We start from the raw sequence: 25,565 nt of genomic DNA, 5'->3' as shown, positions 1-25,565 counted from the left end.
CGTTCGTCGCACCTCCTTGATTGATTTGCCTTGCTATTGGCTATATAGCCTTATACTTCTTCGACGGTGATCAGGTGGCTAACAGTGTTAACCATGCCGCGAATCGCCGCGTTGTCTTCTTTAACGACCGTCGAGTTCACTTTGCCGAGGCCCAGCGATTTGACGGTTTGGCGTTGGTTCTCAGGACGGCCGATCAAGCTGCGCTTGAGGGTGATCTGCAATTTCGCCATTTTAACCCCTCCTTAACCCAACAGCTCTTCCACGGTTTTGCCGCGGAGCTTGGCTACGTCTTCGGCGCGCTTCAGGCGGGACAGACCTTCCAACGTCGCGTTGATCATGTTCATCGAGTTGGAGGAACCCAGCGATTTCGTCAAAATATCGCCGACGCCGGCCAGTTCGAGTACAGCGCGGACAGGACCGCCCGCGATGACGCCCGTACCTTCGGATGCCGGCTTCAGCAGCACTTTGCCGGCGCCGAAGTGACCCGTAACGGCGTGCGGAATCGTTTTGCCGACAAGCGGAATGAAAATCAAGTTCTTCTTAGCGTCATCGACGCCTTTGCGGATTGCGTCTGGCACTTCGCTGGCTTTGCCGATGCCCGCGCCAACCCAACCTTTGCCGTCGCCTACGACGACAAGTGCGCTGAAGCTAAAGCGACGGCCGCCCTTGACGACTTTGGAAACGCGGTTGATCTGGACCATTTTTTCGGTAAGTTCCAGGGAATTAGGATCTACACGCAAGTCGTTAACCTCCTTGTTTGCGTAATATTAGAACTGAAGACCGGCTTCGCGAGCCGCGTCCGCCAGTGCTTGAATGCGTCCGTGGTACAGGTAACCGCCGCGGTCGAATACGATGACCTCGTATCCCTTCGCCTTAGCGCGTTCTGCAACCAGTTGACCGACTTTAGCAGCCGCTTCAACGCTGCCGCCGTTGCCGATCTCGCCGATTTCCTTATCCAGCGTGGATGCCGATGCCAGGGTCACGCCCTTGACGTCGTCGATCAGCTGCGCATAGATATGCTTGGAAGAACGGAACACGGAGAGGCGCGGACGTTCGTTCGTGCCGCTGATCTTCTTGCGCACGCGCAGGTGACGCTTCAGACGGGCCTTGTTCTTATCGCCTTTGGTAATCATTCCGGGGTTCACTCCCTTCTCGCTTCGCTATCCGACCGGTCATCAGGCAACGGATCGCCGTGTGCCGGCCGAGTGCCATATCTTAAGCGGCGCGATGCCGCCTTTCATTACTTCTTCTTGCCGGCTTTGCCTTCCTTGCGGATAATGCGTTCGCCTTCGTACTTGATGCCTTTGCCCTTGTATGGCTCAGGCGGACGTACTTCGCGAATCTTCGCTGCAATCGCGCCGACCGCTTCCTTGTCGATGCCGCGAACCGTGATACGGTTCTGAGCAGGCACTTCGAATTCGATGCCGCTAGCAGCGACGAACTCGACCGGATGCGATTTGCCGACGTTCAGGACGAGCTTCTCGCCTTGCTTGCTGGCACGGTAACCGACGCCGACAAGCTCAAGGTTCTTGGCGAAGCCTTCGGTAACGCCGCTTACCATGTTGGCGACGACGGAGCGCGTCGTGCCGTGCAGGGCGCGGTGTTCTTTGTTGTCGGTAGGACGTTCGACGTTGATGACGCCTTCTTCGACAACCAGCTTCATGTCTTTATGCAGTGTGCGGCTCAGCGTGCCCTTGGGGCCCTTGACCGTGATGACGTTGTTGTCCAGGTTCACGTTCACGCCGTTTGGCACCTGGATGGGTTTGCGTCCGATACGGGACATTGGTACACCTCCTAACTTGTCGCTTTAAATTACCAGACGTAGCAAAGGACTTCGCCGCCGGCTTTCCCTTGACGGGCTTCCTTGTCGGTGATGATGCCTTTGGACGTCGAGATGATCGCGATGCCGAGGCCGCCGAGTACGCGCGGTACTTCGTTCGACTTCGTGTAAACGCGCAGGCCGGGCTTGCTGATACGCTTCAGGCCCGTGATGACGCGCTCGTTGTTCGGTCCGTACTTCAAGAAGATGCGGATCAAACCTTGCTTGTTGTCTTCAACGTATTCGGCGTCGCGGATAAAGCCTTCGCGCTTCAGGATCTCAGCAATTTGCTTTTTGACCGTAGACGCAGGCAGTTCCACCGATTCGTGGCGGACGAGATTCGCGTTGCGAATGCGCGTCAGCATATCTGCAATGGGATCAGACATAACCATGGGGTAAACCTCCTTCCCGAACTAGGCTGATTACCAGCTCGCTTTTTTAACGCCAGGAATCTGGCCTTTGTATGCCAATTCGCGGAAACAAATCCGGCAAATTTTAAACTTTTGCAGCACGGAGTGCGGACGTCCGCAGCGCTCGCACCGCGTGTAAGCCCGAACTTGGAACTTCGGCGGACGTTGCTGCTTGATTTTCATCGACGTTTTTGCCACTTTGCTTTCACACCTCCCGTAGGGTACCTTGGCTTGGATAGCCAGGCTTGGCGGAGTTACTTCACGAACGGTGCGCCCAGTTGGGTCAGCAGTTCGCGCGCTTCTTCGTCCGTATTCGCCGTCGTGACGATGACGATGTCCATCCCGCGGACCTTATCGATCTTGTCGTATTCGATCTCGGGGAAGATCAGTTGCTCCTTCAAGCCGAGCGTGTAGTTGCCGCGACCGTCGAACGATTTGCTCGAGATGCCGCGGAAGTCACGTACGCGAGGAAGCGAGATGTTGAACAACTTGTCGAGGAAGTAGTACATGCGGTCGCCGCGCAGCGTGACCTTCACGCCGATCGGCGCGTTTTCACGGAGACGGAAGCCTGCGATGGACTTCTTCGCACGGGTGATGACCGGCTTTTGACCGGCGATCTTTTGCAGATCTTCGACTGCCGCATCCAGAACCTTGGAGTTCGAGACCGCTTCGCCGACGCCCATGTTGATGACGATCTTCTCGATCTTCGGCACTTGCATGACCGATTTGTAGCTGAACTTCTGCACCAGTGCAGGCGCGATTTCAGCGTTGTAACGTTCCTTCATTCTTGCTGCCATGTGTCACAGTGACCTCCTTTCTTTCAGGGATCGTATTAGTCGATTTCTTGGCCGGACTTCTTCGCGACGCGGACTTTCGTGCCGTTGTCCAGCACCTTGTAGCCGATACGCGTAGGCTTGCCGCTCTTCGGATCAACGTGCATGACGTTGGATACGTGAATCGGCGCTTCCTGCTCGATGATGCCGCCTTGCGGGTTCGTCTGGGAAGGACGCGTATGCTTCTTCACCAGGTTGACGCCTTCGATCAGAACGCGGTTTTGACGCGGGTAAGCGGCGATTACGCGCCCCTTCTTGCCCTTGTCCTTGCCGGTGATGACGATGACGTTATCGTCTTTTTTGACGTGAAGCTTATTGTTGTGCGATTCCAGCACTTTTTTCAAACGGGGCATGGGTACACCTCCTTGAGTGTTTCTCCATGGACATCGGCCGGATTAAAGCACTTCCGGTGCCAGAGAAATGATTTTCATGAAATCACGTTCGCGAAGCTCACGTGCGACTGGCCCGAAGATACGGGTACCGCGCGGGCTCTTGTCTTCCTTGACGATAACGGCTGCGTTCTCGTCGAACGCGATGTAGGAGCCGTCTTTACGGCGTACCGAACGCTTCGTACGGACGATTACGCATTTAACGACATCGCCCTTCTTGACAACGCCGCCTGGTGTTGCTTGTTTGACGGAAGCGACGATCAGATCGCCGATGTGACCGACGCGACGTCCCGTGCCTCCAAGCACGCGGATACACATCAGTTCCTTCGCGCCGGAGTTGTCGGCAACGCGCAATCTCGTAAACGGTTGAATCATCGTGAGGTCCTCCTTTCGGTGCTAAGGTGGCGGTTCTTACAGAATAACGGCTTTCTCGGTAACTTCGACCAGGCGCCAGTTCTTGTCCTTGGACAGCTTGCGGGTCTCCATGATCTTCACGGTGTCGCCGATTTGTGCTTCGTTGTTCTCGTCGTGCGCTTTGAATTTCTTCGTGTACTTGATCCGCTTATGGTACAGGCTGTGCTTCTTGTGCGTTTCGACAGCCACTACGATCGTTTTGTCCATCTTGTCGCTAACGACTTTGCCGATCTGAACCTTACGGTTGTTGCGTTCGCTCATGGTAATACTCCTTCCCGGAGGCGTCTTGGGCTCGAATCAGCAATTAGCTGATGATACCCAGTTCACGCTCGCGCAAAATGGTTTTGGCCCGGGCAATCTCTTTCCGCAGTTCGCTGATGCGATGCGGGTTGTCCAGTTGGCCGGTAGCCAGTTGGAAACGAAGGTTGAACAGCTCTTCCTTGAAGCCGGAAACCTTCTGTTCGATTTCGACCGAAGTAAGGTTACGGAATTCACTGGCCTTCATTTGCTTCACCACCCAGTTCTTCGCGTTTCACGAACTTCGTCTTGATCGGCAGCTTGTGAGCAGCCAGACGCATCGCTTCGCGTGCGATTTCCTCGGAGACGCCTGCGAGCTCGAACAAAATCTTGCCCGGCTTCACGACGGCAACCCACTTCTCGACGTTACCTTTACCGCTACCCATCCGCACCTCGAGAGGCTTTTGAGTAATCGGCTTGGACGGGAAGATCTTGATCCATACCTTACCGCCACGCTTGATATAGCGGGTCATTGCGATACGCGCAGATTCGATCTGGCGGTTCGTAACCCACGAAGGCTCCAATGCTTGCAAGCCGAATTCGCCGAAGCTTACTTCCGTGCCGCCTTTGGCACGGCCCTTCATCTTCCCGCGGTGCTGCTTGCGGTGTTTGACGCGTTTAGGGACCAACATGCTTAGTTGCCTCCTTCCTCAGCTACTACTCTCTTCTTCTTGGCTGGAAGGACTTCGCCGCGGTAGATCCAGACTTTGACGCCGATACGACCGTAGGTCGTGTGCGCTTCAGCCGTACCATAGTCGATGTCGGCGCGCAGCGTGTGAAGCGGAACCGTTCCTTCGCTGTAGCCTTCCGTACGTGCGATTTCGGCGCCGCCCAGACGTCCGCTTACGAGGGTTTTGATGCCCTTAGCGCCCATGCGCAGCGTGCGCTGCATCGATTGCTTCATGGCGCGGCGGAACGAGATACGACGTTCGAGTTGTTGCGCGATGCTCTCGGCGACGAGGATGGCATCCATTTCCGGAGTCTTGATCTCGGAGATGTTGATGTGTACCTTCTTGCCGTTCGTCAGCTTCGTCAGCTGACCACGGATAACTTCTACTTCGGAACCGCCCTTGCCGATGACCATGCCCGGCTTGGCAGTATGAATCGTGACGTTGACGCGGTTCGCGGCGCGTTCGATCTCGAAGCGCGATACGGATGCGTCCTTAAGCTTGGCCTTGAGGAATTCGCGGATTTTGACATCTTCCATAAGAAGCGTGCCGAAATCCTTGTCGGCGTACCACTTGGATTCCCAATCGCGGATGACGCCGATACGAAGACCGACCGGATTTACTTTCTGACCCACACGTTATCCCTCCTTATTTCTCGGATACGACCAGCGTGATGTGGCTGGAGCGCTTGAAGATGCTGAACGCGCGGCCCTGCGAACGGGGTTGGAACCGTTTGAGGGTCGGACCTTCGTTGACGAATGCTTCGCTGATAACCAGCTTGTTGACGTCGAGCTGATAGTTGTGCTCTGCGTTAGCCACTGCGGAGTTCAGGAGCTTCTCCAGGATCGGGGAAGCCGAACGCGGCGTGTGGCGCAGAATGGCGATTGCGTCGCCTACCTTCTTGCCGCGGATCAGATCTGCGACCAGACGGACTTTGCGGGCCGGGATACGAATGTATCGCGCTACGGCCTTGGCTTCTTGTGCCATCGATGTACCTCCTCCCGTGTTGCGTTCGCCGGACGAAGCCGGCGCTTAGGATTTATCGTTTGCCGGTCTTCTTGTCATCGGCGGTATGGCCTTTGTACGTGCGCGTAGGCGCGAATTCACCAAGCTTGTGACCGACCATGTCTTCCGATACGTATACCGGCACATGCTTGCGGCCATCGTAGACGGCGAACGTATGACCTACGAATTGCGGGAAAATCGTCGAGCGACGCGACCACGTCTTGATGACGACTTTCTTGCTGGACTCGTTCAGCACTTCGACTTTCTTAAGCAGATAGCCGTCGATGAACGGGCCTTTCTTTAAGCTGCGACCCATGGGTAAATCCTCCCTTCAGCCCGGAATGGACTCGCCTTTACTTGCGGCGGCGTACGATGTATTGGCTCGAGGCCTTCTTCTTCTTGCGCGTCTTGTAACCGAGCGTCGGCTTGCCCCAAGGGGACAGAGGAGACTTGCGGCCGATTGGAGCGCGGCCTTCGCCACCGCCGTGCGGGTGATCGACCGGGTTCATGACGACACCGCGGACAACCGGGCGTTTGCCGAGGTTGCGGGAGCGGCCGGCTTTACCGATGTTGATCAGCTCGTGGTCTTGGTTGCCCACGGATCCGATCGTAGCGCGGCACTGCTTCAGGATGCGGCGAATCTCGCCGGATGCCAGGCGGATCGTGACGTAAGTCTCTTCCTTACCCAGCAGTTGAGCTTCGGTGCCTGCAGCGCGAACGAGTTGTCCGCCCTTGCCTGGCTTCAGCTCGATGTTGTGGATAACCGTACCGACCGGGATGTTCTCCAGCGGAAGGGCATTGCCCACTTTGATGTCGGCGTCAGCGCCGGATACGATTTGATCGCCGACTTTCAAGCCTTTCGGAGCGACGATGTAGCTCTTTGCGCCATCCAGGTAGTGGATCAGAGCGATATAAGAGGTACGGTTCGGATCGTACTCGATCTGAGCGACCTTGCCCGGTACGCCGTCCTTGTTACGCTTGAAATCGATGATACGATACTTGCGCTTGTGTCCGCCGCCTTGGTGACGAACCGTAATCTTACCTTGGTGGTTACGACCGCCGCGCTTCGACAGCGGTGCAAGCAAGGATTTCTCCGGTACGTTCGTGGTGACTTCCTCGAACGTAGACATCGTCATCTCACGACGGCTTGGCGATGTCGGATTAAACTTTTTGACTGGCACTTGGTTTCCCTCCTTACTTTACGAAGATGTTAGACCGATGCTTCGAAAAATTCGAGCGGCTTGCTGTCCGCGGACAGCTGCACGATGGCCTTCTTCCATTCGGAAGTGTAGCCCGAGTGACGGCCGTAGCGGCGCGGCTTCGGCGGTACGCGCATCGTGTTGACGCTGACGACCTTCACCTTAAAGATCGCTTCGATCGCTTGCTTGATTTCCGTCTTGTTCGTGCGAAGGTCGACTTCGAAGACGTACTTCAGCTGATCGATGAATTCGCTCGTGCGTTCCGTGATGACGGGGCGCTTGATAATATCGCGAGGGTCTTTCATTACGCGAATACCTCCTCGACTTTAGCGACCGCGTCCTTCGTGATGATCAACTTGTCATGGACAAGAACATCGAGCACGTTGATTCCGTTGGCGGAGACGAACTTGACGCCAGGAATGTTGCGTGCGGACAGGGCCACATTATTCTCATAATCGGCAGTGACGACGAGCGCTTTGCGACCGACCTTGAGGTTGTTCAGAATGCCTTTGAATTCCTTCGTCTTAGGCGATGCCAGGCTCAGTTGGTCCAGGACGATGATGTCGCTGGCGATGACTTTGCTGGACAGCGCGGACTTGATCGCCAGACGGCGAACCTTGCGAGGAAGTTTGAAGCCGTAGCTGCGCGGAGTCGGTCCAAAGACAACGCCGCCGCCCTTCCATTGCGGGGAGCGGATCGAGCCCTGACGAGCGCGGCCGGTACCCTTTTGCTTCCATGGCTTGCGGCCGCCCCCGCGTACTTCGGAGCGTCCTTTAGTCTTGTGAGTGCCTTGGCGCACGGCTGCTTGTTGAAGCACGACCGCGCTGTGCATGACCGATGCATTCGGGTTAACGCCGAAGATCAGGTCCGACAATTCGATCTCGCCGACCGCGCTGCCGCTCACGTTGTATACAGATACTTTAGGCATGTGGTAGTCCTCCTTTCTTGTTGAATCGGATTATTTCTTCACCGACGAGCGGAGTTTGAGGTAGCTGTTGCGAGCGCCCGGCACGGAACCCTTGATCAGGATAACGTTGCGTTCAACGTCGATCTTGACGACTTCAAGGTTTTGAACCGTGATCGTCTCGGAGCCGAGACGGCCGTGCATTTTCTTGCCCTTCGGTACGCGGTTTGCGTCGCGGATCGTAGCAAGCGAGCCGTTACCGCGGTGGTACTTCGAACCGTGCGTCATCTTGCCGCGTTGGAAGCCCCAACGCTTGATGGCGCCTGCAGTTCCCTTACCCTTCGAAATACCCGTTACGTCAACAAACTGCCCTTCGGCAAATACGTCAACTTTAACTTCAGCGCCGACTTCGAGTTCCGAAGATCCGCTAACTTCGCGGATGAAGCGCTTGGGCGCCGTACCGGCCTTCTTTGCATGGCCCGTTTCCGGCTTGTTTGCGAGCTTTTCGCGCTTGTCGGCAAAGCCGAGTTGCACAGCTTCGTATCCGTCGTTGTCGGAAGTTTTCTTCTGCAGCACGACGTTTGGCGTTGCTTCGATGACAGTGACCGGCACGACGCTTCCGTCAGCCGCGAACACTTGCGTCATACCGAGCTTACGTCCCAAGATTCCTGGCATGTTGACACCTCTCTTCTACTTCTTATTCACATCTGGATAAGTCTTTGTCGTGCTTATTACAGCTTGATCTCGATGTCAACGCCGGACGGCAGGTCCAGACGCATCAGCGCGTCGACCGTTTGCGGCGTCGGATTGACGATGTCGATCAGGCGCTTGTGCGTACGCATTTCGAACTGCTCACGCGAATCCTTGTACTTGTGGACCGCGCGCAGGATCGTGATGATCTGCTTTTCGGTCGGCAGCGGGATCGGACCGGATACGCCGGCACCCGTGCGCTTTGCCGTTTCTACGATCTTCTCCGCGGATTGATCAAGAATGCGGTGGTCGTAGGCTTTCAAACGGATACGGATTTTTTGCTTTGCCATAGAAAATTCCCTCCTTCATTCGCCCAATTTTGGAATCGGACATACTCCGCGAGAATACCCCGACATTCACCGCTCAGCCGCCCTATGGCAAAGGGGCCGGGTGTGTCGGCAACCTCTCACATCATCGCACAGTCGCAGACCAACATTTATTATTATAGCGATTCGCCTAGATCAATGCAACAAATTTTTAGTCAAAATGAAAAGTAATCATGGCACGTCCCTTGAACACCCCTTTCATCACTCCTGATCAAGCGATCCGTCATCGTGTTTCTTCTATATAACTGTTATTCCGTCCATAAAAGAAAAGCCGATCGCGTATGCGTCGGCTTTTCTCAATTAAACGATCGTTCGGTCAAACGCGGAACCGGCTGACTGCTTCGTTGAGCTCCGTCGCAAGCGACCGAAGCTGTTCGGCAGAACCGGCGATCTCTTGAACGGAAGCAAGCTGTTCTTCGGATGCCGCAGCCACCTGCTGCGATTCTTCCGAAGAGCGCTTGGCTACGCGTTCAAGCTCCTCGATGGATGCGGCAACCTGCTGGCTGCCTGCCGACATCTGTTGCGATGCGGCGGATACGTCCTGCACTTGATCGGATACATCCCTTACCGCTTGAAGGATCGTCCGGAACGAATCGCCCGTTCGCGTAGCGAGCGCTGTGCCTGCCCTCGCTTCTTCGGCCGATTGCGACAAGGTCGATGCCGCCGCGGACGTCTTGGCACTTACGGCATGCAGAATCGTCGCAATCGCTTCGGACGATTCCTTGGAGCGTTCGGCCAGCTTGCGGATCTCCTGCGCGACAACGGCAAATCCCTTGCCTTGCTCGCCTGCGCGGGCCGCTTCGATCGATGCGTTCAGCGCGAGCAAGTTCGTCTGATTGGCGACTTCCGCGATCATGCTGACGATTTCCTGAATTTTCACGCTCGAAGCTTGCAGTTCTCCTATTATATCGCTGGCACCGAACACATCCTGCTCGATCTGCCGCATTTGCCGCGCCGTATCCTCCAGGGTTTGCTCGCCTGCCGTCGCCAACTCGGCCGTACCGCCCGCGAGTTCGGACAACGTTGCCGACGATTCCGCGATACGACCGATCCCGATCGCGATCTCGGACATCGCACGCTGACATTCCTGCGAGCTCGTCAATTGCGCTTCGGCTCCCGAGGCCACGGTTTGAATCGACTCCGTAATCTCTCCTGTGGCGACAGCCGCTTGCGCGGAAGTATCCTTTAGCGTGCGCGAAGCGGCGGTTACCTCGTCTGCCGTACGCTTAACGCTCCCCGTCAGATCCCTAAGGCTACGGACCATCGCATTAAACGATTCCGCCGCCTGTCCGATTTCATTATTCGAGCTCACCGGCACTTGTACGGTCAGATCTCCCTTCGCCGCTTCTTGAGCGAGAGCGGCCAGTCGCTTGAGCGGGCGCAGCGCGTAACGCATAAAGAGGACAAGCAGCAAAATCGCGGCCGCTGCGATTGCAACGCCAATCCAGACCGTGCGGATCAACAAGCCGTTGATCCGCCCTTGAACCTTGCCGTAATCATAGTCTAGGCCGAGTACCGCGACAACTTGTCCAGAGTCGTTCTTCACCGGTCCCTGATAGGATATCCAATTTCCGACGTTATCCGTATAGGCATCGCTGAGCGACGACTTTCCGGCCAAAGCGTCCATATATGCCCGTTTAAAATCCCCGGAAAGCATGTAGTCGTTCCCGGTATGATTACCGGCTTCATCCAACGCTTGATTGACTTGAAGCAGGACGACCTTCGTCCCTTCCGCCGTCTCTTCGGAGAATGTCGAGAAGTAATAGGAATTGATCATAAGGTCTCCGTCGGTCATGGCATCCAGCAATCTGCGCAATATGCCCTGGCTCTCCTGGTCGGGCTCCGCTCCCTTTTCAAAAGCTTCGGCTACGGGCTGCAACAGATTCGTATTGGCCGAGGCCTGCGCAGCAAGCCGGTCGCCTATGGACATAAACTCTTTGTATGCAGCATCGCGCTGCGCGTTGTATTGAAGCCACGACATGATTCCAATCAGGAAGATAAACAGCACGGACAGAACAAGACTGCTTGTAAAAACCAGGCTTTTGCGAATTTGAAGTCTAGACAGATGGATGCACCTCGCCCTTGGATTTGTTTCTATTATAAGGGAGAAAGGTTAGAAATACATGTCATTTCTTGTCGAATAAAGACCCATATTGTCGTATCTTTCACAGACATTGTTTACCGTAACAAAAAGAAGACCTTATCCGGCGCAGTGCCCGATAAGGTCTTCTCTAGGTAAGGCGAAATTACTTTTGGATGGAAGCAACAGCGCCGGCGCCAACCGTACGGCCGCCTTCGCGGATGGAGAAGCGAGTGCCTTCTTCAACAGCGATAGGAGCGATCAGCGAAACGGTAACGGTGATGTTGTCGCCAGGCATAACCATCTCAGTGCCTTCCGGCAGGTTGATGATACCCGTAACGTCAGTTGTACGGAAGTAGAACTGAGGACGGTAGCCCGTGAAGAAAGGCTTGTGACGGCCGCCTTCTTCTTTGGTCAGGACGTAGATTTGAGCCGTGAATTCCGTGTGCGGCTTAACCGAACCCGGCTTAGCGATAACTTGACCGCGCTCGATGTCCTTACGGTCAACACCACGAAGCAGTGCGCCAACGTTGTCGCCGGCTTGAGCGGAGTCAAGCAGCTTGCGGAACATTTCAACGCCCGTTACAACGGATTTGCGGGAATCTTCAACCAGACCGATGATTTCAACTTCATCGCCGATTTTGATCGTACCACGCTCAACACGGCCCGTAGCAACAGTACCGCGACCCGTGATCGTGAACACGTCCTCGACAGGCATCAGGAAAGGCTTAGCTACGTCGCGCTCTGGTTGCGGGATGTAGGTGTCGACTTGTTCGAACAGCTCAACGATCTTGTCAGCCCAAGGGCCATCAGGATTTTGAAGAGCTTCACGAGCAGCGCCGCGGATGATCGGCGTGTCGTCGCCCGGGAACTCGTACTCGTTCAGCAGGTCGCGAACTTCCATTTCAACCAGCTCGAGGAGTTCTTCGTCTTCAACCATGTCGCACTTGTTCAGGAATACGACGATGTAAGGAACGCCTACTTGCTTGGAGAGCAGGATGTGCTCGCGCGTTTGCGGCATAGGGCCGTCAGCTGCGGATACAACCAGGATCGCGCCGTCCATTTGAGCAGCGCCGGTGATCATGTTCTTGACATAGTCGGCGTGTCCAGGGCAGTCAACGTGAGCATAGTGACGGTTAGGCGTTTCGTATTCAACGTGAGCCGTGGAGATCGTGATACCGCGCTCGCGCTCTTCGGGAGCCTTGTCGATTTGGTCGAACGCAACAGCTGCGCCGCCGTATTTCTTGGACAGAACCGTCGTGATGGCAGCCGTCAGCGTCGTTTTGCCGTGGTCGACGTGGCCGATCGTACCGATGTTAACGTGCGGTTTATTACGTTCAAATTTAGCCTTTGCCATGGATCTTTTCTCCTCCTTGTTAGTAAAGCCATTTTTATAGGGAGGACAAACCGGAGACCTCAGGCCCCGCGGCTCGTCCGAATGCCCGAAAACTTAAGCGCCTTTGCTCTTGGAGACGATCTCTTCGGAGATCGACTTCGGCACTTCTTCGTAGTGCGACAGTTCCATGGAGAATACGCCACGGCCCTGCGTACCGGAACGAAGGACGGTCGAGTAGCCGAACATTTCAGCCAACGGCACCTTGGCGCGCACGATGAGCGCACCGTGACGGGTGTCGCTGCCTTCGATGCGTCCGCGGCGGGAGCTGAGCATGCCCATTACATCGCCCATGTACTCTTCCGGAACAGTTACTTCGACCTTCATGATCGGCTCGAGCAGGATAGGATTACACTTGTCCTTGGCAGCCTTAAGCGCCATCGAGCCGGCGATCTTGAACGCCATTTCGTTCGAGTCGACGTCGTGGTACGATCCGTCGAAGATCGTCGCTTTGATATCGACGAGCGGGAAGCCGGCGAGTACGCCGTTCTTCATCGACTCTTCGATACCGGCTTGTACCGGCGCGATGTATTCGCGAGGTACTACGCCGCCGACAACCTTGTTCTCGAACACGAAGCCGGAGCCTGCTTCGAGCGGTTCGAACTCAACCCAACAATGGCCGTATTGGCCGCGTCCGCCGGATTGGCGAACGAACTTGCCTTCGACCTTCGCTGAAGTCTTGAACGTCTCGCGGTAAGCAACTTGCGGCTTGCCCACGTTCGTCTCGACCTTGAATTCGCGAAGCATGCGGTCAACGAGAATTTCCAGGTGAAGCTCGCCCATACCGGCGATGATCGTCTGGCCAGTCTCTTCGTCCGTATGCGCACGGAAGGTCGGATCCTCTTCGGACAGCTTCTGGAGCGCGATACCCATCTTGTCTTGGTCAGCCTTGGTCTTAGGCTCAACCGCAAGCTGGATAACCGGCTCGGGGAAGTTCATCGATTCGAGGATAACCGGGTTCTTCTCGTCACACAGCGTATCGCCAGTCGTCGTGTCCTTCAGACCGACTGCCGCGGCGATGTCGCCGGAGTAGACGATGCTGATTTCTTGACGGCTGTTCGCGTGCATCTGCAGAATACGGCCGATACGTTCGCGCTTGTTCTTCGTCGCGTTGACGACGTACGAACCGGAGTTCAGAACGCCGGAATAGACGCGGAAGAACGTCAGCTTGCCGACAAACGGGTCGGTCATGATCTTGAACGCCAGCGCCGAGAACGGCTCCGAGTCGGAAGAATGACGAACCGTCTCTTCGCCGTCTTCGGTCGTGCCCTTGATTGCAGGGACGTCGATCGGAGCCGGGAGGAAGTCGACGACAGCATCCAGCATTGGCTGAACGCCCTTGTTGCGGTAAGAAGAGCCGCAGACGACCGGGAAGATACGGACTTCCACGACGCCCTTGCGAAGAGCTGCCTTGATCTCGGCGACCGACAGTTCTTCCCCTTCAAGATACTTCGCCATGAGATCGTCGTCAAGCTCGGCGACCTTCTCGACGAGCTCAAGACGCAGTTCTTCGGCTTGGTCGGCCAAGTCGGCCGGAATCTCAACCGTCTTCGGATCTTTGCCGAGGTCGTCCTCGTACACATAAGCGACTCGTTCGATCAAGTCGATCATGCCTACGAATCCGTTCTCTGCACCGATCGGAAGCTGGATGGCAACAGCATTGGCTTGCAGACGCAAGCGCATGTCGCGGACAACGTTCAGGAAGTCTGCGCCGATGATGTCCATCTTGTTAACGTAAGCGATGCGCGGAACGCCGTAACGGTCGGCTTGACGCCATACCGTTTCGGATTGAGGTTCTACGCCTTCTTTGGCGCTAAATACGCCGACAGCCCCGTCCAATACGCGCAGCGAGCGCTCGACCTCGACCGTAAAGTCAACGTGTCCCGGTGTGTCGATAATATTGATGCGGTGACCTTTCCATTGAGCGGTAGTCGCAGCAGACGTGATCGTGATGCCGCGCTCTTGCTCTTGCTCCATCCAGTCCATGGTAGCGGCGCCTTCATGCACTTCGCCGATCTTGTGGACACGGCCGGTATAGAACAGGATCCGCTCGGTCGTAGTCGTCTTGCCTGCATCAATATGCGCCATAATGCCGATGTTGCGCGTATTTTGCAAGGAGAACTCTCTAGCCATGCAATGGTCTCCTTTCGTTCCCTAGTGTCCGCGGGATTACCAGCGGTAGTGGGCGTACGCTTTGTTGGCTTCAGCCATCTTGTGCGTGTCTTCGCGCTTCTTGACGGCAGCGCCGGTGTTGTTCGAAGCGTCGAGAATCTCGGCCGCCAGACGCTCTTCCATCGTCTTCTCGCCGCGGTTGCGGGAGTAGTTGACAAGCCAGCGCAGTCCAAGGGACGTGCGGCGCTCCGGCTTGACTTCGATCGGAACTTGGTAGTTAGCACCGCCTACACGGCGAGCCTTAACTTCGAGCACAGGCATGATGTTCTTGATGGCAGCTTCGAAAACTTCCATCGGATCCTTGCCGGAGCGCTCTTGAATCAGCGTGAACGCATTGTAAAGCAGCTGTTGGGCTACGCCCTTCTTGCCGTCGATCATGATGCGGTTGACGAGGCGAGTGACGAGCTTGCTGTTGTATACCGGATCCGGGAGCACGTCCCGCTTCGGTACTGGTCCTTTACGTGGCATCTGAGTTCCTCCTTTCCCATATCAATGATAAAGCCGAAATGTTCCGGCAGAATTATCTTACTTCTTCACCTTAGCGCGCTTCGTACCGTACTTGGAACGAGCTTGCTTGCGGTTGTTGACGCCTGCGGTATCGAGCGCGCCGCGAACGATGTGATAACGTACGCCCGGAAGGTCCTTGACCCGGCCGCCGCGAATCAGTACGACGCTGTGCTCTTGCAGGTTGTGACCGATACCCGGAATGTAAGCCGTGACTTCTACGCGGTTCGTCAGACGTACACGCGCATACTTACGAAGTGCGGAGTTCGGTTTTTTCGGCGTCATCGTGCCTACGCGCGTGCATACGCCGCGCTTTTGAGGAGCGCTCAGGTCGGTCTCGATGCGCTTCAGGGCATTGAATCCCTTTTGCAGAGCAGGAGACTTGGACTTGACCACCTTAGGCTCGCGACCCTTGCGGACGAGCTGGTTAATTGTTGGCATGTTGCCACCCCCTTCCCATGATTGCCTTGCATTAAACTAACGGCTACCGGTTCCCGCGGCGCGAAGCCCACAGATCCAGGCGGTTCATTTTGAGATAAACGAAAGGGTCCGCCCGCTGTACTCCCCATACGAGAAGCGCGGTTAGGTCCCGGTTCATGCTCTCTCTACTACCACGGCCATCGCCGTGCCGACATCGATTCCGCACCGTCTGCCAAGTTCGCGCATGGTGCTCACCTCGGTTAAGGGAACGCCGCGTTGCTGGCATAACTGCGCGATGCGGCCGATCAGGCGCGAATCTGCATCTTGCGCGACATAGACGCCGATGGCCTTGCCTTGTTCTACCATCTTGGTCGTCTGCTTGGTGCCGACTTTGACGTTGTTCGCGAGATGATGAGCTATCAAGTCCATCAAAACAACTCCTACGAAACGATCAAAATCCACCACGTCGGGCACACACATAGGCTATCTTAACACCTCGTATAGGCAGTGTCAAGAGAACCTTGGGCCCGAATATCTTTTAGCCGAATCGCTTTCCACGCGTCCCTTCGTTCAGACGTAGAAGCGCCCCGCCGGCATCGGCGAGGTGCTTGTTCTCACGCTCTTCTTAGAAGAAGGTAGATAAAATAGGGCGCGCCGATAAAAGAAACGACGATGCCGGCCGCGATCCCTTCGGGATCCGCTACGTTCCGGCCGATCGTATCGGCAAGCAGCAGCAGGAATCCGCCGATCAGCACCGACACGGGCACAAAACGCTGAAACCTGGGACCGACAAGTGACTTGGCGATATGCGGCGCCATCAATCCCACGAACGCGATGCCGCCCGTTACGGCTACCGCGGACGCAGCGAGCGCTACCGCAGCAAGCAGCAGCAGACCGCGATCGCGTGAGATCCGGACGCCGCTTCCGACGGCAGTCGCGTCATTCAGCGACAGCAAGTTCAGCGTGTTGGATTTGTACATCGCATACGGGAGGAGTACCAGAATCCATGGCAGCTGCGCCCACAAGAAGGTCCAGTCCGTCCCCCACACATTGCCAGCGAGCCAACGCGAGATGAAGTCGACTTTGTAAATATCGACCGCGGACGTAATGAATACCATCAAGCCCGATAAACCGAGCGAAAAGCCGATGCCTGTAAGGACAAGCCGCATGGGATGAAGGCCGGATTCCCGGCTGTAAGAAAACGCGTAAAGCAAACCCGCCGTCAAAACCGCGCCTATAAAGGCAGACACCGGAATGACGTAAACAAATGCGCCGGGATCGGCCGGAATGAGCAAAAAGCTTACCGCGACGCCGAGCCCCGCCCCCGAGTTGATGCCGAGAATGCCGGGATCGGCCAGATCGTTATTCGTGACTCCCTGCAGAATGGAGCCCGACAGCGCCAGTGCCATGCCGGCCGCCAGCACGATGCAAATGCGGGGTAGACGAAGTTCGAACAAGACGAACTTTTCTTTGAACTCTCCATGCCCGAGCAAGGTCGGCAATATTCTTCCATAGGAGACGGAAGACGAGCCTAATCCCAGGCTTAAGATAACGGTCAACAAAATGAGTGCCGCCAGCGCCACGAGCAAGACACGCTGCTTGCGAATCGAACGGGCGTCCGTCATGGGGTGGTCTTCACTCCTTTGCGCACGATAAACAAGAAGAACGGCAGCCCCATGACCGCGATGATGGAAGCCATCGGCGCCTCATAGGGAGCGATCGCGTTCCGCGCGATCGTGTCCGCTGCCAGCATGAAGAGCGCGCCTACGACAGCGGACATCGGTACTACCTTGCGGTAATCCGTGCCGACGACAAACCGTACGATATGCGGAATCATCAGGCCGACAAACGCCATGTTGCCGATAAGGGCGACGGAGGCTCCGGTCAGAACGACGACCGCGGCGTACAAGACGAACTTAATCTGGCCGGTACGGAGCCCGAGCCCGATGGCCGCCTCCTCGTTGGCGCTGAGCAGCGTGAGCGCCTTGCCCAGGACGATCGCCGCGACGACGCCCGCGGCGATGAACGGCGCGATCGTGCCGATCTGCTGCCATGTCGTGCCGATAAGCCCCCCCGCCGTCCACATCGATACGCTTTTTGATATTTTAAAGGAAAGACCGATACCTTCAGCTATGGCATACAAAAATAAGGACACAGCCGAACCCGCGAGCACCATCCGGATCGGAGACATGCCGCCTCTGCGCGAGGCGCCGATGCCGAGCACCAGGCAAGCGCCAATCCCCGCGCCGATGAAGCAGGCGACCATCGTACCGAAGTATCCGACAGCCGGCATCGTCGCCATCGTGAACGCCAACGCCGCATTGGCGCCCGAGGACAAGCCGATCAATCCGGGATCGGCAAGCGGGTTGCGCGTCAGACCTTGCATGACGGCTCCGGCAACCCCGAGCGCCGCCCCGACGATCATGCCGGCCGTCTCGCGGGGAAGCCGGAGCTCGCGAAGGACGGTAAGCTGCTCGCCGACAGCATGGGTCGTTAACGCTAACCATACGTCGCTAAGCGTCGTGTCTTTGGCACCATAAACCATCGAGATCGTAAACATGCCCGCGAGCGCGATCAATCCCACGACGATGGCCAAAGCAAAATTCCATTTTCTATTCGAATTCATCTGCCGCTCCGCTTTCTATTTAAAAATAGGAAAGGGGAACTTCGCGCGCGCGAAATTCCCGGTGTATACGGGGACCGTTAGTTGCCGAGGAACTTATCCTTGAAAAACTCCAGCTGCCATTCCAGCGTCATGGCGTCGTTGAAGTAGAACGTCCGCGAGTCGACTTCGTATACGCGGTTGTTTTTCACTGCCGGAATGTTCTTGTAGGTAGCGGTCTGCTGGAAGGAAGTGTCGGCGCCAGGGTCCTTGCTCAAAATGATATAGTCGCCGGCATAGTCGGGCAGCACCTCTGCCGAAAGCGTGAAATAGCCGTCTTTTGCGGTCGCTTCCTTTACCTTGGGCTGCATGTTGAGGCCCATCAGCTGGAACAGAATCTCCGTGCCGCGTCCCCATGCATCGCCGAACGTGTAGACTTGCTTGTCGTATGCCTCGATGACCGAGACGGTGGCGTCGGCGCCGATTTTCGCCTTGATCTGCTCGCCTACGTCCGCCGCACGCTTCTTGAAGTCGTCGATCCAGGCTTGCCCTTCCTTTTCCTTGTTCAATGCCTTGGCGATCTCCAGATGCTGCGTCAGATAGTCCACCTTGTTGTACGTATAGGTGACGAGCGGCGCGATCTTCTTCAGCTTATCGAGATTTTTGCTGTCGGAGGAGCCGATAATGAGATCGGGCTTAAGCTCGATGATCTTTTCCAGATCTTCGTCGGACACCTCGGTTACGCCCTGCAGCTTTTCGGCGAATTTAGGATTGTTCAACGACCACGAATCGACGCCGACCATCGGCACGCCGAGTTGGAGCACGTCGCCTGTATAGCCGGTCAGTACGACCACGCGCTGCGGATTCGCGGGAACTTCAACCGGACCGGTCTCCGACTGGTAGGTAATCGTCCCGGTCTGCGCCTCCGCCGACGGGCTGACGGAAGGACTGGCCGAAGCGCTCTCGGAAGCGCCGGTTGTCGCGGCGGCGGAGCTGCTCGCGGCAGGCGATGCATTGCTTCCTTTATTATTGTTGCCGCATGCGGCCAGCGCAAATGCTGCGACCATGAATAAGGCGATCAGTAGCAGACCTCTGCCAAGTGTAGTGCGATTGAATTGCGAATGTGCCTGTCTTTTCATTTCTCTGCCCCCAACTATGAATGATTATCATTATCATTGATAACGTTTATCATTACTTTAGGGGTTCCCGTCTGTTTTGTCAACGAAAAACTAGCGGCACACGCCATGCTGCAGTCTAAAACTTTTTAACAGCGGCCCGTACGACATAACCTCCGCATAATAGCCGTGCATACGCAAGCGCATACAAAATGGTGCCTACCGCCGTCCACGACGAGGTATGTTCCAACCCGCTCAGAACCTCCGACAAGACGCCGGCAGGCGGCAGCAGCCAGCGGACGAACGTCATGCGCTCAGGGAGCTGCGCAACCGCGCTGGCGGAAGCAAGCGACAGTACCATGAAACCGATCAGGGCGGGAAGCGAGGCCGCGGACCTGCCGAAGCCGCGGTCCGTGAACCAAAGCGCGATTCCCGTGCCCAACAGAGAAGAAGCGATATGGACACAAGCGGCGACCAACCATTCCTCCGGAGCGGGCCACCGTTCCAGCTTCCCGGCTAACGCCGGATAGAGGACGGCAAAAGCAGCGAGCAGCAAGCCGATAGCCGCCATCAGCAGCAGTTTGGACAGATAATAAGCGTTGGCACTGCCGGCATGCATGGCCGTCACCGATTGTTGGGCTTCCGGCTCCAGGTCCGTCAAGCCCCAGATGATCCAGGCGGATATGACGAACAACCAGACGGACGAGAACGCATAGCTCTCCAAGACCGGATTCGGCGATATCGTGTAGATAAAAAGGAGTAAGCCGACATAGGCGATCAATGGAGCCACGTATCGGTAAGATCTCGTGTAATAGGTTAAATGGTATCGAATCAGCGGCAGCACGTTTACACCATCCTTCCGGCGCCCGTTGCAACCGAATCAATGGAGGCTCCCGCCTCCAGCAGTTCTTTAAGCAACGCATCGCTGCTTGCAGGCTCGGTCCAGTATACGGCCTCTTGATTCTCCGCTCTGCATTTTATCGTTCCCGGCCAGTTTGCGAAAGCCTTCGCATCCTCCCCCCGCCCTTCCGGCCATCGAGACACGATACGGCGCCAGCGCTTGCCCTCTATCGAGGCAGCGTTCGCCGCGACCGACTGGATTCGACCTTCCGAGATCGCCACGATCCGGTCCGTCCATTGACCGATCAGCGCCCGCTCATGGCTTGCCGCCACGATAGCCGTCCCCTTCTGCCTCAAGCTCATCAGCATGGAAGCTAGCACGCCTTGCGCTTCTTCGTCCAACCCGCCGATCGGCTCGTCCAATAAAAGCAGTTCCGGATCGCCAAGCAGTGCCTGCACGAGATTCACTTTTTGGAGCATGCCTTTCGAAAAAAATTTCATTTGCTGCCCTGGCTTGTCCCGCAGGTCCACCAATTCAAGAAGCTCCTCGATTCTTCTCGTCCTCGCCGCCGCTTCCAGCCCTCGAATCGAAGCCATATGGTGCAAGTACTCGCGAGCCGTAAATTTGAGCTTTGGCAGATGATCGGGCGCGTAACCGATGATGAGGCTGCCCCCTTCGCCGGATCCGCGCACTTCTCTTTTGCCGGAAGAAAGCGCCGAAAGTCCCGCCATCAGTTTTAGCAGCGTACTCTTGCCCGAGCCGTTCGGTCCGGTAAGAGCCACCGTCTCTCCCCTGCTCATCTCCAGGGTAACGCGGTTAAGCACCGTTTTTCCTTTATATTGCTTGCTCGCCTGCACAAGACGGAGTACGACGTTCGGATTCACGGTCCTTCCTCCCGTTCGTTAACGGACATTTATATTAATACTATTAAAATTAAAGTCCGTTTCACAATGCGATTATTCACATTTTCGGCGGAATTATCCCGAACTTGTGGGCAGTTTGGGGAGATATTGGGGGTATTTCATGCTTTTCTCACTTATGCACAGGCGAATAATCTATTCAACGGCTATCCCCCGTGGACAAGTTAGCGGAGATTGTCTCTATCCACATGTGGATAAGCGCCGGCACGTCAAATAGCCTGTCCGCTCGCTTCATAAGAAGGAGGCAAACAGGCGTTTGGGACGGTCCTACGAAACAATTGAAGCGGGCTCCCATGCGGCGTTTAGAAGGCGTCGAGGAAAAAGACGACGTAGATTGCGGCCAGCAGCCATAGCACAGGGATGAAGCCCCACCAGAGCGCGCCTTTGAACCTGCGCTTGTGGTAAAGCGCCCAACTGATGATCAGACTGACAATCAGCGCGACCGGATAAGCCCAGTAAAAAACGACAACTGCGAACGGCCATGTTTCTATGACGGAGTCCGGAGAATCCAAGGCGATAAATGACGTGAGGGCGACGACTACCCAGGGGACAACGAGAAGGACGAAGATGAGTTGGCAAATCAATAGCGTCGCTACTGCTTTAGCGTTTTTCAAGGCGCATATCGCCTCCTTCCCTTAGGTCCCCGTCTGCAAGACGTTGGCGCAACGGCCTTCCTCTCCGATCGCACAGGGCTTTCCTAGATTTTACCCATACTTTTAGGGTTTCGTAAACCTCGCTCAACAGAAAAACTGCCGGGCAGCGTGCCCGGCAGTCTGCGATGCATGGCTTACTTAATTGAAGCGTTCGGCCGATCGGCGGCGCATTAGTCCGCCGATACCGGCTCCAGCTCGGCTTCGTCCTCGTAGCCTTCTTCGGTCGGATCGACGACGCGGATGTTGCGGTAACGCGACATCCCCGTGCCCGCCGGAATGAGCTTGCCGATGATGACATTCTCCTTCAGGCCGAGCAGGCGGTCAACCTTGCCCTTGATGGCTGCGTCGGTGAGGACGCGAGTCGTCTCTTGGAAGGACGCGGCCGAGAGGAACGAGTCGGTCTCGAGCGACGCCTTCGTGATGCCGAGCAGGACCGGACGCGCGACCGCAGGCTCGTTGCCTGCGAAGATCGCTTCGCGGTTCGCTGCTTCGTATTCGTGCACGTCGACGAAGGAACCAGGCAGCAGCGTCGTGTCGCCCGGATCGACGATCCGGATCTTGCGAAGCATTTGCTTGATCATAACTTCGACGTGCTTGTCGTTGATTTCTACGCCCTGGTTCCGGTATACGCGCTGTACCTCTTGCAGAATGTAGTTCTGCACGCCGCGTACGCCCTTGATCCGGAGCATTTCCTTCGGATCGATCGAACCGTCGGTGAGTTCGTCGCCTGCTTCGATGTGCAGACCTTCGTAGACGCGGATACGGGAGCCGTAAGTGACGGGATATACTTTGGTCTCGGCATCCCCTTGCACTTCGATCTCGCGGCGATCCTTGGTCTCGCGAATTTCCTTGACGACGCCGTCGATCTCGGAGATGACCGCCTGGCCCTTCGGATTCCGGGCCTCGAAAAGCTCCTGGATACGCGGAAGACCTTGGGTGATATCGTCTCCGGCAACGCCGCCGGTGTGGAACGTACGCATCGTCAGCTGGGTGCCCGGCTCGCCGATCGATTGGGCGGCGATGATGCCGACCGCTTCGCCGATCTCGACCTTCTTGCCCGTTGCCAGGTTGCGGCCGTAGCACATCTTGCACACGCCGTGGCGAGCGCGGCAGCTCAGTACGGAGCGAATTTGCAGCTTCTGAACGCCTGCGCGGATCAGTTCTTCCGCCTTCGGCGTATCGATCAGATCGTTGCGGCCGACGATGATCTCGCCGGTCTCCGGATGACGGATCGTCTCGAAAGCATAGCGTCCTTCGATTCGGTCGAACAGTTCCTCGATGACTTCCTTGCCGTCCTCGATGCGGCTGACGATGATGCCCTTATCCGTGCCGCAATCTTCTTCGCGGACGATAACGTCCTGCGCGACGTCGACGAGACGGCGGGTCAGGTAGCCCGAGTCGGCGGTACGAAGCGCCGTATCGGCCAAACCTTTACGCGCTCCGTGCGTCGAGATAAAGTACTCGAGGACCGTCAGGCCTTCGCGGAAGTTCGACTTGATCGGGAGTTCGAAGATTCGGCCCGACGGCGTCGCCATCAGACCCCGCATGCCGCCCAGCTGGGTGATCTGCGATTTGTTGCCCCGCGCCTTGGAATCGACCATGAGCATAATGGAGTTGTAACGATCCATCGACTTCATGAGCACTTCCGTGATCTCGTCCTTTGTCTTCGACCAGATGTCGATGACGCGATCGTAACGCTCGGCGTCCGTGATCAGACCTCGGCGATACTGGTTCGATATCGTCCTGACGGCTTCGTCGGATTTCTTCAGGATCTCGACCTTTTCCACAGGTACCGTAACATCCGACACAGCAACCGTGATGCCTGCGCGAGTCGAGTACGTGAAGCCGAGCTGCTTGATGTCGTCGAGAATGATCGACGTCTTCATCGTATGGTAGATGCGGAAGCACTCGCCGATAATATGGCCGAGATATTCCTTGCCTACTGCGCCCGGCGTCGGGATATCCTGCATGATCTGATCGAGATCCGCGCCCTTGTCGTAGATGAAGTACTTCTCAGGCGTACCCTTCAGCAGATTGTCCTTGGTCGCCTCGTTGATGTACGGGAACGTATCCGGGAAAATCTCGTTGAAAATGATCTTGCCGATCGTCGTCACGAGCAGCGCGCCTTGCTGCTTCTCGTTAAACGTCTTCTTGTTCAACGCCTTGACCGGAATGACAACGCGCGCATGAAGGTCAGCTGCGCCGCGTTGGTACGCGGATACGGCTTCGTTCACTTCGGATATGCGCATGCCGGCGCCATGCGCGTCCTTGTTGTCCATGGTCAGGTAGTAGCAACCAAGTACCATATCCTGCGAAGGCGTGACGACAGGCTTGCCGTCCTTCGGGTTCAGGATATTGCCGGACGCCAGCATGAGCAGGCGGGCTTCAGCCTGCGCTTCGGCCGACAGCGGTACGTGAACGGCCATCTGGTCGCCGTCGAAGTCGGCGTTGTAAGCCGTACAAACGAGCGGGTGCAGCTTGATCGCGCGGCCTTCGACCAGGATCGGTTCGAACGCCTGAATGCCGAGACGGTGAAGCGTAGGCGCACGGTTCAGCAGAACCGGGTGCTCCTTGATAACTTCCTCGAGCACGTCCCATACTTCCGGGCTGACGCGTTCGACTTTGCGCTTCGCGCTCTTGATGTTGTGCGCCTGGCCCTTGAGCACGAGCTCCTTCATGACGAACGGCTTGAACAGCTCGAGCGCCATTTCCTTGGGCAGACCGCATTGGAACATCTTGAGGCTCGGACCTACGACGATAACCGAACGGCCCGAGTAGTCGACGCGCTTGCCGAGCAGGTTCTGACGGAAGCGGCCTTGCTTTCCCTTCAGCATGTGGCTGAGGGACTTGAGCGGACGGTTGCCGGGACCCGTGACCGGACGGCCGCGGCGGCCGTTGTCGATCAGGGCGTCGACGGCTTCCTGAAGCATCCGCTTTTCGTTCTGTACGATAATGTCCGGCGCGCCCAGGTCGAGCAGGCGCTTCAGACGGTTGTTCCGGTTGATGACGCGGCGGTACAGGTCGTTAAGGTCGGAGGTCGCGAAGCGGCCGCCGTCGAGCTGTACCATCGGACGCAGTTCAGGCGGGATGACCGGCAGAACGTCAAGGATCATCCAGTCCGGCAGGTTGCCGGAGTTGCGGAACGACTCGACGACTTCAAGACGCTTGATCGCGCGGTTCCGGCGTTGGCCTTGCGCCGTGCGGAGCTCTTCCTTCAGCATGTCGAGCTCGCGGTCGAGATCGATGTCCTGCAGCAGCTTTTTCACCGCTTCGGCGCCCATGCCTGCGCTGAACGCGTAGCCGTACTTCTCGCGGTAGCTGCGGTATTCCTTCTCCGACAGGAGCTGCTTCTTTTCAAGCGGCGTGTCGCCCGGATCCGTCACGACGTACGACGCGAAGTAGATGATCTCTTCGAGCGAACGCGGCGACATGTCGAGAGCGAGACCCATGCGGCTCGGAATGCCTTTGAAATACCAGATATGCGAAACCGGAGCGGCCAACTCGATGTGGCCCATGCGTTCGCGGCGCACCTTCGCGCGGGTGACTTCGACGCCGCAGCGGTCGCACACGACGCCCTTGTAGCGGACGCGCTTGTACTTGCCGCAATGGCATTCCCAGTCCTTGGTCGGTCCGAAGATCTTTTCGCAGAAAAGACCTTCTTTCTCCGGCTTCAAGGTACGATAGTTAATCGTCTCAGGCTTTTTGACTTCGCCTCGGGACCAAGAACGGATCTTGTCCGGGGAAGCCAGCCCGATCTTCATAAACTCAAAATTGTTAACGTCTAACAAGGAGCAAGCCCTCCTTCATCGTGGCTCGGATTACGTTGCGATTGACGAACGGTCGTGACGATC

At 56.6% G+C, this 25,565-nt stretch carries 33 protein-coding genes; all 33 read right to left on the bottom strand.

Annotation, left to right across the window (positions count from 1 at the left end):
• Nucleotides 1–50: 50 nt before the first annotated feature.
• The 33 genes from rpmD to rpoC all read right to left on the bottom strand — a co-directional run bounded on the left by rpmD (nt 51) and on the right by rpoC (nt 25,502).
• Entirely contained in the window at nt 51–230 is a 180-nt protein-coding gene (gene rpmD / locus ACFOTD_RS30415; protein ID WP_090117898.1) for a 50S ribosomal protein L30, read from the bottom strand.
• 12 nt (nt 231–242) lie between these two features.
• Complete coding sequence (gene rpsE, locus ACFOTD_RS30410; RefSeq protein WP_277533317.1) at nt 243–740, bottom strand: 30S ribosomal protein S5; 498 nt, start codon at nt 738–740, stop codon at nt 243–245.
• Nucleotides 741–767: 27 nt separating this feature from the next.
• A complete protein-coding gene (gene rplR, locus ACFOTD_RS30405; RefSeq protein WP_378123701.1) occupies nt 768–1,133 on the bottom strand; it encodes a 50S ribosomal protein L18 in 366 nt (121 codons plus the stop codon).
• Between the two features lie 107 nt (nt 1,134–1,240).
• The gene (rplF, locus tag ACFOTD_RS30400; RefSeq protein WP_378123700.1) at nt 1,241–1,783 is read right to left on the bottom strand and encodes a 50S ribosomal protein L6; all 543 of its coding nucleotides are present in this window, start codon (nt 1,781–1,783) and stop codon (nt 1,241–1,243) included.
• Between the two features lie 29 nt (nt 1,784–1,812).
• Complete coding sequence (gene rpsH / locus ACFOTD_RS30395) at nt 1,813–2,211, bottom strand: 30S ribosomal protein S8 (RefSeq protein WP_090117902.1); 399 nt, start codon at nt 2,209–2,211, stop codon at nt 1,813–1,815.
• A gap of 30 nt (nt 2,212–2,241) precedes the next feature.
• Nucleotides 2,242–2,427: a type Z 30S ribosomal protein S14 gene (locus ACFOTD_RS30390; protein ID WP_090117903.1), complete on the bottom strand. Its 186-nt coding sequence runs from the start codon at nt 2,425–2,427 to the stop codon at nt 2,242–2,244.
• Nucleotides 2,428–2,483: 56 nt separating this feature from the next.
• Nucleotides 2,484–3,026 carry a 50S ribosomal protein L5 gene (gene rplE / locus ACFOTD_RS30385; RefSeq protein ID WP_282906477.1) on the bottom strand — a complete coding sequence of 181 codons (543 nt, stop codon included), beginning with the start codon at nt 3,024–3,026 and terminating at the stop codon, nt 2,484–2,486.
• Between the two features lie 35 nt (nt 3,027–3,061).
• Nucleotides 3,062–3,415 (bottom strand): 50S ribosomal protein L24, encoded by a 354-nt coding sequence (gene rplX, locus ACFOTD_RS30380; protein ID WP_090117905.1) that lies wholly within the window; start codon nt 3,413–3,415, stop codon nt 3,062–3,064.
• Between the two features lie 42 nt (nt 3,416–3,457).
• Nucleotides 3,458–3,826 (bottom strand): 50S ribosomal protein L14, encoded by a 369-nt coding sequence (gene rplN / locus ACFOTD_RS30375; RefSeq protein ID WP_090117906.1) that lies wholly within the window; start codon nt 3,824–3,826, stop codon nt 3,458–3,460.
• A gap of 36 nt (nt 3,827–3,862) precedes the next feature.
• Nucleotides 3,863–4,126 (bottom strand): 30S ribosomal protein S17, encoded by a 264-nt coding sequence (gene rpsQ / locus ACFOTD_RS30370; RefSeq protein ID WP_282906476.1) that lies wholly within the window; start codon nt 4,124–4,126, stop codon nt 3,863–3,865.
• A gap of 43 nt (nt 4,127–4,169) precedes the next feature.
• A complete protein-coding gene (gene rpmC, locus ACFOTD_RS30365; protein ID WP_090117908.1) occupies nt 4,170–4,370 on the bottom strand; it encodes a 50S ribosomal protein L29 in 201 nt (66 codons plus the stop codon).
• The gene (rplP, locus tag ACFOTD_RS30360) at nt 4,357–4,794 is read right to left on the bottom strand and encodes a 50S ribosomal protein L16 (protein WP_282906475.1); all 438 of its coding nucleotides are present in this window, start codon (nt 4,792–4,794) and stop codon (nt 4,357–4,359) included. Before rplP ends, rpmC begins: the two co-directional genes overlap by 14 nt.
• A gap of 2 nt (nt 4,795–4,796) precedes the next feature.
• Nucleotides 4,797–5,465 carry a 30S ribosomal protein S3 gene (gene rpsC / locus ACFOTD_RS30355; protein WP_090117910.1) on the bottom strand — a complete coding sequence of 223 codons (669 nt, stop codon included), beginning with the start codon at nt 5,463–5,465 and terminating at the stop codon, nt 4,797–4,799.
• Nucleotides 5,466–5,478: 13 nt separating this feature from the next.
• Nucleotides 5,479–5,817: a 50S ribosomal protein L22 gene (gene rplV / locus ACFOTD_RS30350; protein ID WP_090117911.1), complete on the bottom strand. Its 339-nt coding sequence runs from the start codon at nt 5,815–5,817 to the stop codon at nt 5,479–5,481.
• A 52-nt stretch (nt 5,818–5,869) separates the two neighbouring features.
• On the bottom strand, nt 5,870–6,151 hold the full coding sequence (gene rpsS / locus ACFOTD_RS30345; protein ID WP_271754045.1) for a 30S ribosomal protein S19: 282 nt from the start codon (nt 6,149–6,151) through the stop codon (nt 5,870–5,872).
• 37 nt (nt 6,152–6,188) lie between these two features.
• The gene (rplB, locus tag ACFOTD_RS30340) at nt 6,189–7,016 is read right to left on the bottom strand and encodes a 50S ribosomal protein L2 (protein ID WP_378123698.1); all 828 of its coding nucleotides are present in this window, start codon (nt 7,014–7,016) and stop codon (nt 6,189–6,191) included.
• A 29-nt stretch (nt 7,017–7,045) separates the two neighbouring features.
• Nucleotides 7,046–7,339 (bottom strand): 50S ribosomal protein L23, encoded by a 294-nt coding sequence (gene rplW, locus ACFOTD_RS30335; RefSeq protein ID WP_090117914.1) that lies wholly within the window; start codon nt 7,337–7,339, stop codon nt 7,046–7,048.
• Entirely contained in the window at nt 7,339–7,962 is a 624-nt protein-coding gene (gene rplD / locus ACFOTD_RS30330; RefSeq protein ID WP_378123697.1) for a 50S ribosomal protein L4, read from the bottom strand. The genes rplW and rplD overlap by 1 nt, the downstream gene beginning before the upstream one ends.
• A 30-nt stretch (nt 7,963–7,992) precedes the next feature.
• Nucleotides 7,993–8,613, bottom strand: coding sequence for a 50S ribosomal protein L3 (gene rplC, locus ACFOTD_RS30325; RefSeq protein ID WP_090117916.1), 621 nt, complete (start codon nt 8,611–8,613; stop codon nt 7,993–7,995).
• A gap of 56 nt (nt 8,614–8,669) precedes the next feature.
• A complete protein-coding gene (gene rpsJ / locus ACFOTD_RS30320) occupies nt 8,670–8,978 on the bottom strand; it encodes a 30S ribosomal protein S10 (protein ID WP_027087350.1) in 309 nt (102 codons plus the stop codon).
• 352 nt (nt 8,979–9,330) lie between these two features.
• Nucleotides 9,331–10,944: a methyl-accepting chemotaxis protein gene (locus ACFOTD_RS30315; protein WP_378123696.1), complete on the bottom strand. Its 1,614-nt coding sequence runs from the start codon at nt 10,942–10,944 to the stop codon at nt 9,331–9,333.
• A 316-nt stretch (nt 10,945–11,260) separates the two neighbouring features.
• On the bottom strand, nt 11,261–12,451 hold the full coding sequence (gene tuf, locus ACFOTD_RS30310; protein ID WP_271754036.1) for an elongation factor Tu: 1,191 nt from the start codon (nt 12,449–12,451) through the stop codon (nt 11,261–11,263).
• Between the two features lie 93 nt (nt 12,452–12,544).
• A complete protein-coding gene (gene fusA, locus ACFOTD_RS30305; RefSeq protein ID WP_378123695.1) occupies nt 12,545–14,620 on the bottom strand; it encodes an elongation factor G in 2,076 nt (691 codons plus the stop codon).
• Nucleotides 14,621–14,656: 36 nt separating this feature from the next.
• Nucleotides 14,657–15,127 (bottom strand): 30S ribosomal protein S7, encoded by a 471-nt coding sequence (gene rpsG / locus ACFOTD_RS30300; RefSeq protein ID WP_090117920.1) that lies wholly within the window; start codon nt 15,125–15,127, stop codon nt 14,657–14,659.
• A 57-nt stretch (nt 15,128–15,184) separates the two neighbouring features.
• Nucleotides 15,185–15,604, bottom strand: a complete 420-nt coding sequence (gene rpsL / locus ACFOTD_RS30295; protein ID WP_090117921.1) for a 30S ribosomal protein S12 — start codon at nt 15,602–15,604, stop codon at nt 15,185–15,187.
• Nucleotides 15,605–15,757: 153 nt separating this feature from the next.
• Entirely contained in the window at nt 15,758–16,012 is a 255-nt protein-coding gene (locus tag ACFOTD_RS30290; RefSeq protein WP_378123694.1) for a ribosomal L7Ae/L30e/S12e/Gadd45 family protein, read from the bottom strand.
• Between the two features lie 185 nt (nt 16,013–16,197).
• A complete protein-coding gene (locus ACFOTD_RS30285) occupies nt 16,198–17,208 on the bottom strand; it encodes a FecCD family ABC transporter permease (RefSeq protein ID WP_378123693.1) in 1,011 nt (336 codons plus the stop codon).
• Nucleotides 17,205–18,209 carry a FecCD family ABC transporter permease gene (locus ACFOTD_RS30280; protein ID WP_378123692.1) on the bottom strand — a complete coding sequence of 335 codons (1,005 nt, stop codon included), beginning with the start codon at nt 18,207–18,209 and terminating at the stop codon, nt 17,205–17,207. Before ACFOTD_RS30280 ends, ACFOTD_RS30285 begins: the two co-directional genes overlap by 4 nt.
• Nucleotides 18,210–18,286: 77 nt before the next feature.
• On the bottom strand, nt 18,287–19,324 hold the full coding sequence (locus ACFOTD_RS30275; protein WP_378123691.1) for an iron-hydroxamate ABC transporter substrate-binding protein: 1,038 nt from the start codon (nt 19,322–19,324) through the stop codon (nt 18,287–18,289).
• Between the two features lie 115 nt (nt 19,325–19,439).
• A complete protein-coding gene (locus tag ACFOTD_RS30270; protein WP_378123690.1) occupies nt 19,440–20,144 on the bottom strand; it encodes a hypothetical protein in 705 nt (234 codons plus the stop codon).
• A 2-nt stretch (nt 20,145–20,146) separates the two neighbouring features.
• Entirely contained in the window at nt 20,147–21,025 is an 879-nt protein-coding gene (locus ACFOTD_RS30265; RefSeq protein ID WP_378123688.1) for an ATP-binding cassette domain-containing protein, read from the bottom strand.
• A 338-nt stretch (nt 21,026–21,363) separates the two neighbouring features.
• Entirely contained in the window at nt 21,364–21,675 is a 312-nt protein-coding gene (locus ACFOTD_RS30260; protein ID WP_378123687.1) for a hypothetical protein, read from the bottom strand.
• Nucleotides 21,676–21,884: 209 nt separating this feature from the next.
• Nucleotides 21,885–25,502 (bottom strand): DNA-directed RNA polymerase subunit beta', encoded by a 3,618-nt coding sequence (gene rpoC / locus ACFOTD_RS30255; RefSeq protein WP_378123686.1) that lies wholly within the window; start codon nt 25,500–25,502, stop codon nt 21,885–21,887.
• Nucleotides 25,503–25,565: the final 63 nt, after the last annotated feature.

This window comes from Cohnella sp. GCM10012308 (genome assembly GCF_042649185.1).
In the GTDB taxonomy this organism is placed as follows: domain Bacteria; phylum Bacillota; class Bacilli; order Paenibacillales; family Paenibacillaceae; genus Cohnella.
The sequence above is the reverse complement of the archived record's forward strand: the minus strand, read 5'-3'. Positions and strand labels throughout refer to the sequence as shown.

What these genes read in the sequence shown, in the direction of transcription:
- rpmD (WP_090117898.1), bottom strand. Translation starts at nt 230, where the DNA reads ATGGCGAAATTGCAGATCACCCTCAAGCGCAGCTTGATCGGCCGTCCT.
- rplR (WP_378123701.1), bottom strand. Translation starts at nt 1,133, where the DNA reads ATGATTACCAAAGGCGATAAGAACAAGGCCCGTCTGAAGCGTCACCTG.
- rplF (WP_378123700.1), bottom strand. Translation starts at nt 1,783, where the DNA reads ATGTCCCGTATCGGACGCAAACCCATCCAGGTGCCAAACGGCGTGAAC.
- rpsH (WP_090117902.1), bottom strand. Translation starts at nt 2,211, where the DNA reads ATGGTTATGTCTGATCCCATTGCAGATATGCTGACGCGCATTCGCAAC.
- rplE (WP_282906477.1), bottom strand. Translation starts at nt 3,026, where the DNA reads ATGGCAGCAAGAATGAAGGAACGTTACAACGCTGAAATCGCGCCTGCA.
- rplX (WP_090117905.1), bottom strand. Translation starts at nt 3,415, where the DNA reads ATGCCCCGTTTGAAAAAAGTGCTGGAATCGCACAACAATAAGCTTCAC.
- rplN (WP_090117906.1), bottom strand. Translation starts at nt 3,826, where the DNA reads ATGATTCAACCGTTTACGAGATTGCGCGTTGCCGACAACTCCGGCGCG.
- rpsQ (WP_282906476.1), bottom strand. Translation starts at nt 4,126, where the DNA reads ATGAGCGAACGCAACAACCGTAAGGTTCAGATCGGCAAAGTCGTTAGC.
- rpmC (WP_090117908.1), bottom strand. Translation starts at nt 4,370, where the DNA reads ATGAAGGCCAGTGAATTCCGTAACCTTACTTCGGTCGAAATCGAACAG.
- rplP (WP_282906475.1), bottom strand. Translation starts at nt 4,794, where the DNA reads ATGTTGGTCCCTAAACGCGTCAAACACCGCAAGCAGCACCGCGGGAAG.
- rplV (WP_090117911.1), bottom strand. Translation starts at nt 5,817, where the DNA reads ATGGCACAAGAAGCCAAGGCCGTAGCGCGATACATTCGTATCCCGGCC.
- rpsS (WP_271754045.1), bottom strand. Translation starts at nt 6,151, where the DNA reads ATGGGTCGCAGCTTAAAGAAAGGCCCGTTCATCGACGGCTATCTGCTT.
- rplW (WP_090117914.1), bottom strand. Translation starts at nt 7,339, where the DNA reads ATGAAAGACCCTCGCGATATTATCAAGCGCCCCGTCATCACGGAACGC.
- rplD (WP_378123697.1), bottom strand. Translation starts at nt 7,962, where the DNA reads ATGCCTAAAGTATCTGTATACAACGTGAGCGGCAGCGCGGTCGGCGAG.
- rplC (WP_090117916.1), bottom strand. Translation starts at nt 8,613, where the DNA reads ATGCCAGGAATCTTGGGACGTAAGCTCGGTATGACGCAAGTGTTCGCG.
- rpsJ (WP_027087350.1), bottom strand. Translation starts at nt 8,978, where the DNA reads ATGGCAAAGCAAAAAATCCGTATCCGTTTGAAAGCCTACGACCACCGC.
- ACFOTD_RS30315 (WP_378123696.1), bottom strand. Translation starts at nt 10,944, where the DNA reads ATGTCCATAGGCGACCGGCTTGCTGCGCAGGCCTCGGCCAATACGAAT.
- tuf (WP_271754036.1), bottom strand. Translation starts at nt 12,451, where the DNA reads ATGGCAAAGGCTAAATTTGAACGTAATAAACCGCACGTTAACATCGGT.
- fusA (WP_378123695.1), bottom strand. Translation starts at nt 14,620, where the DNA reads ATGGCTAGAGAGTTCTCCTTGCAAAATACGCGCAACATCGGCATTATG.
- rpsG (WP_090117920.1), bottom strand. Translation starts at nt 15,127, where the DNA reads ATGCCACGTAAAGGACCAGTACCGAAGCGGGACGTGCTCCCGGATCCG.
- rpsL (WP_090117921.1), bottom strand. Translation starts at nt 15,604, where the DNA reads ATGCCAACAATTAACCAGCTCGTCCGCAAGGGTCGCGAGCCTAAGGTG.
- ACFOTD_RS30290 (WP_378123694.1), bottom strand. Translation starts at nt 16,012, where the DNA reads ATGGACTTGATAGCTCATCATCTCGCGAACAACGTCAAAGTCGGCACC.
- ACFOTD_RS30285 (WP_378123693.1), bottom strand. Translation starts at nt 17,208, where the DNA reads ATGACGGACGCCCGTTCGATTCGCAAGCAGCGTGTCTTGCTCGTGGCG.
- ACFOTD_RS30280 (WP_378123692.1), bottom strand. Translation starts at nt 18,209, where the DNA reads ATGAATTCGAATAGAAAATGGAATTTTGCTTTGGCCATCGTCGTGGGA.
- ACFOTD_RS30275 (WP_378123691.1), bottom strand. Translation starts at nt 19,324, where the DNA reads ATGAAAAGACAGGCACATTCGCAATTCAATCGCACTACACTTGGCAGA.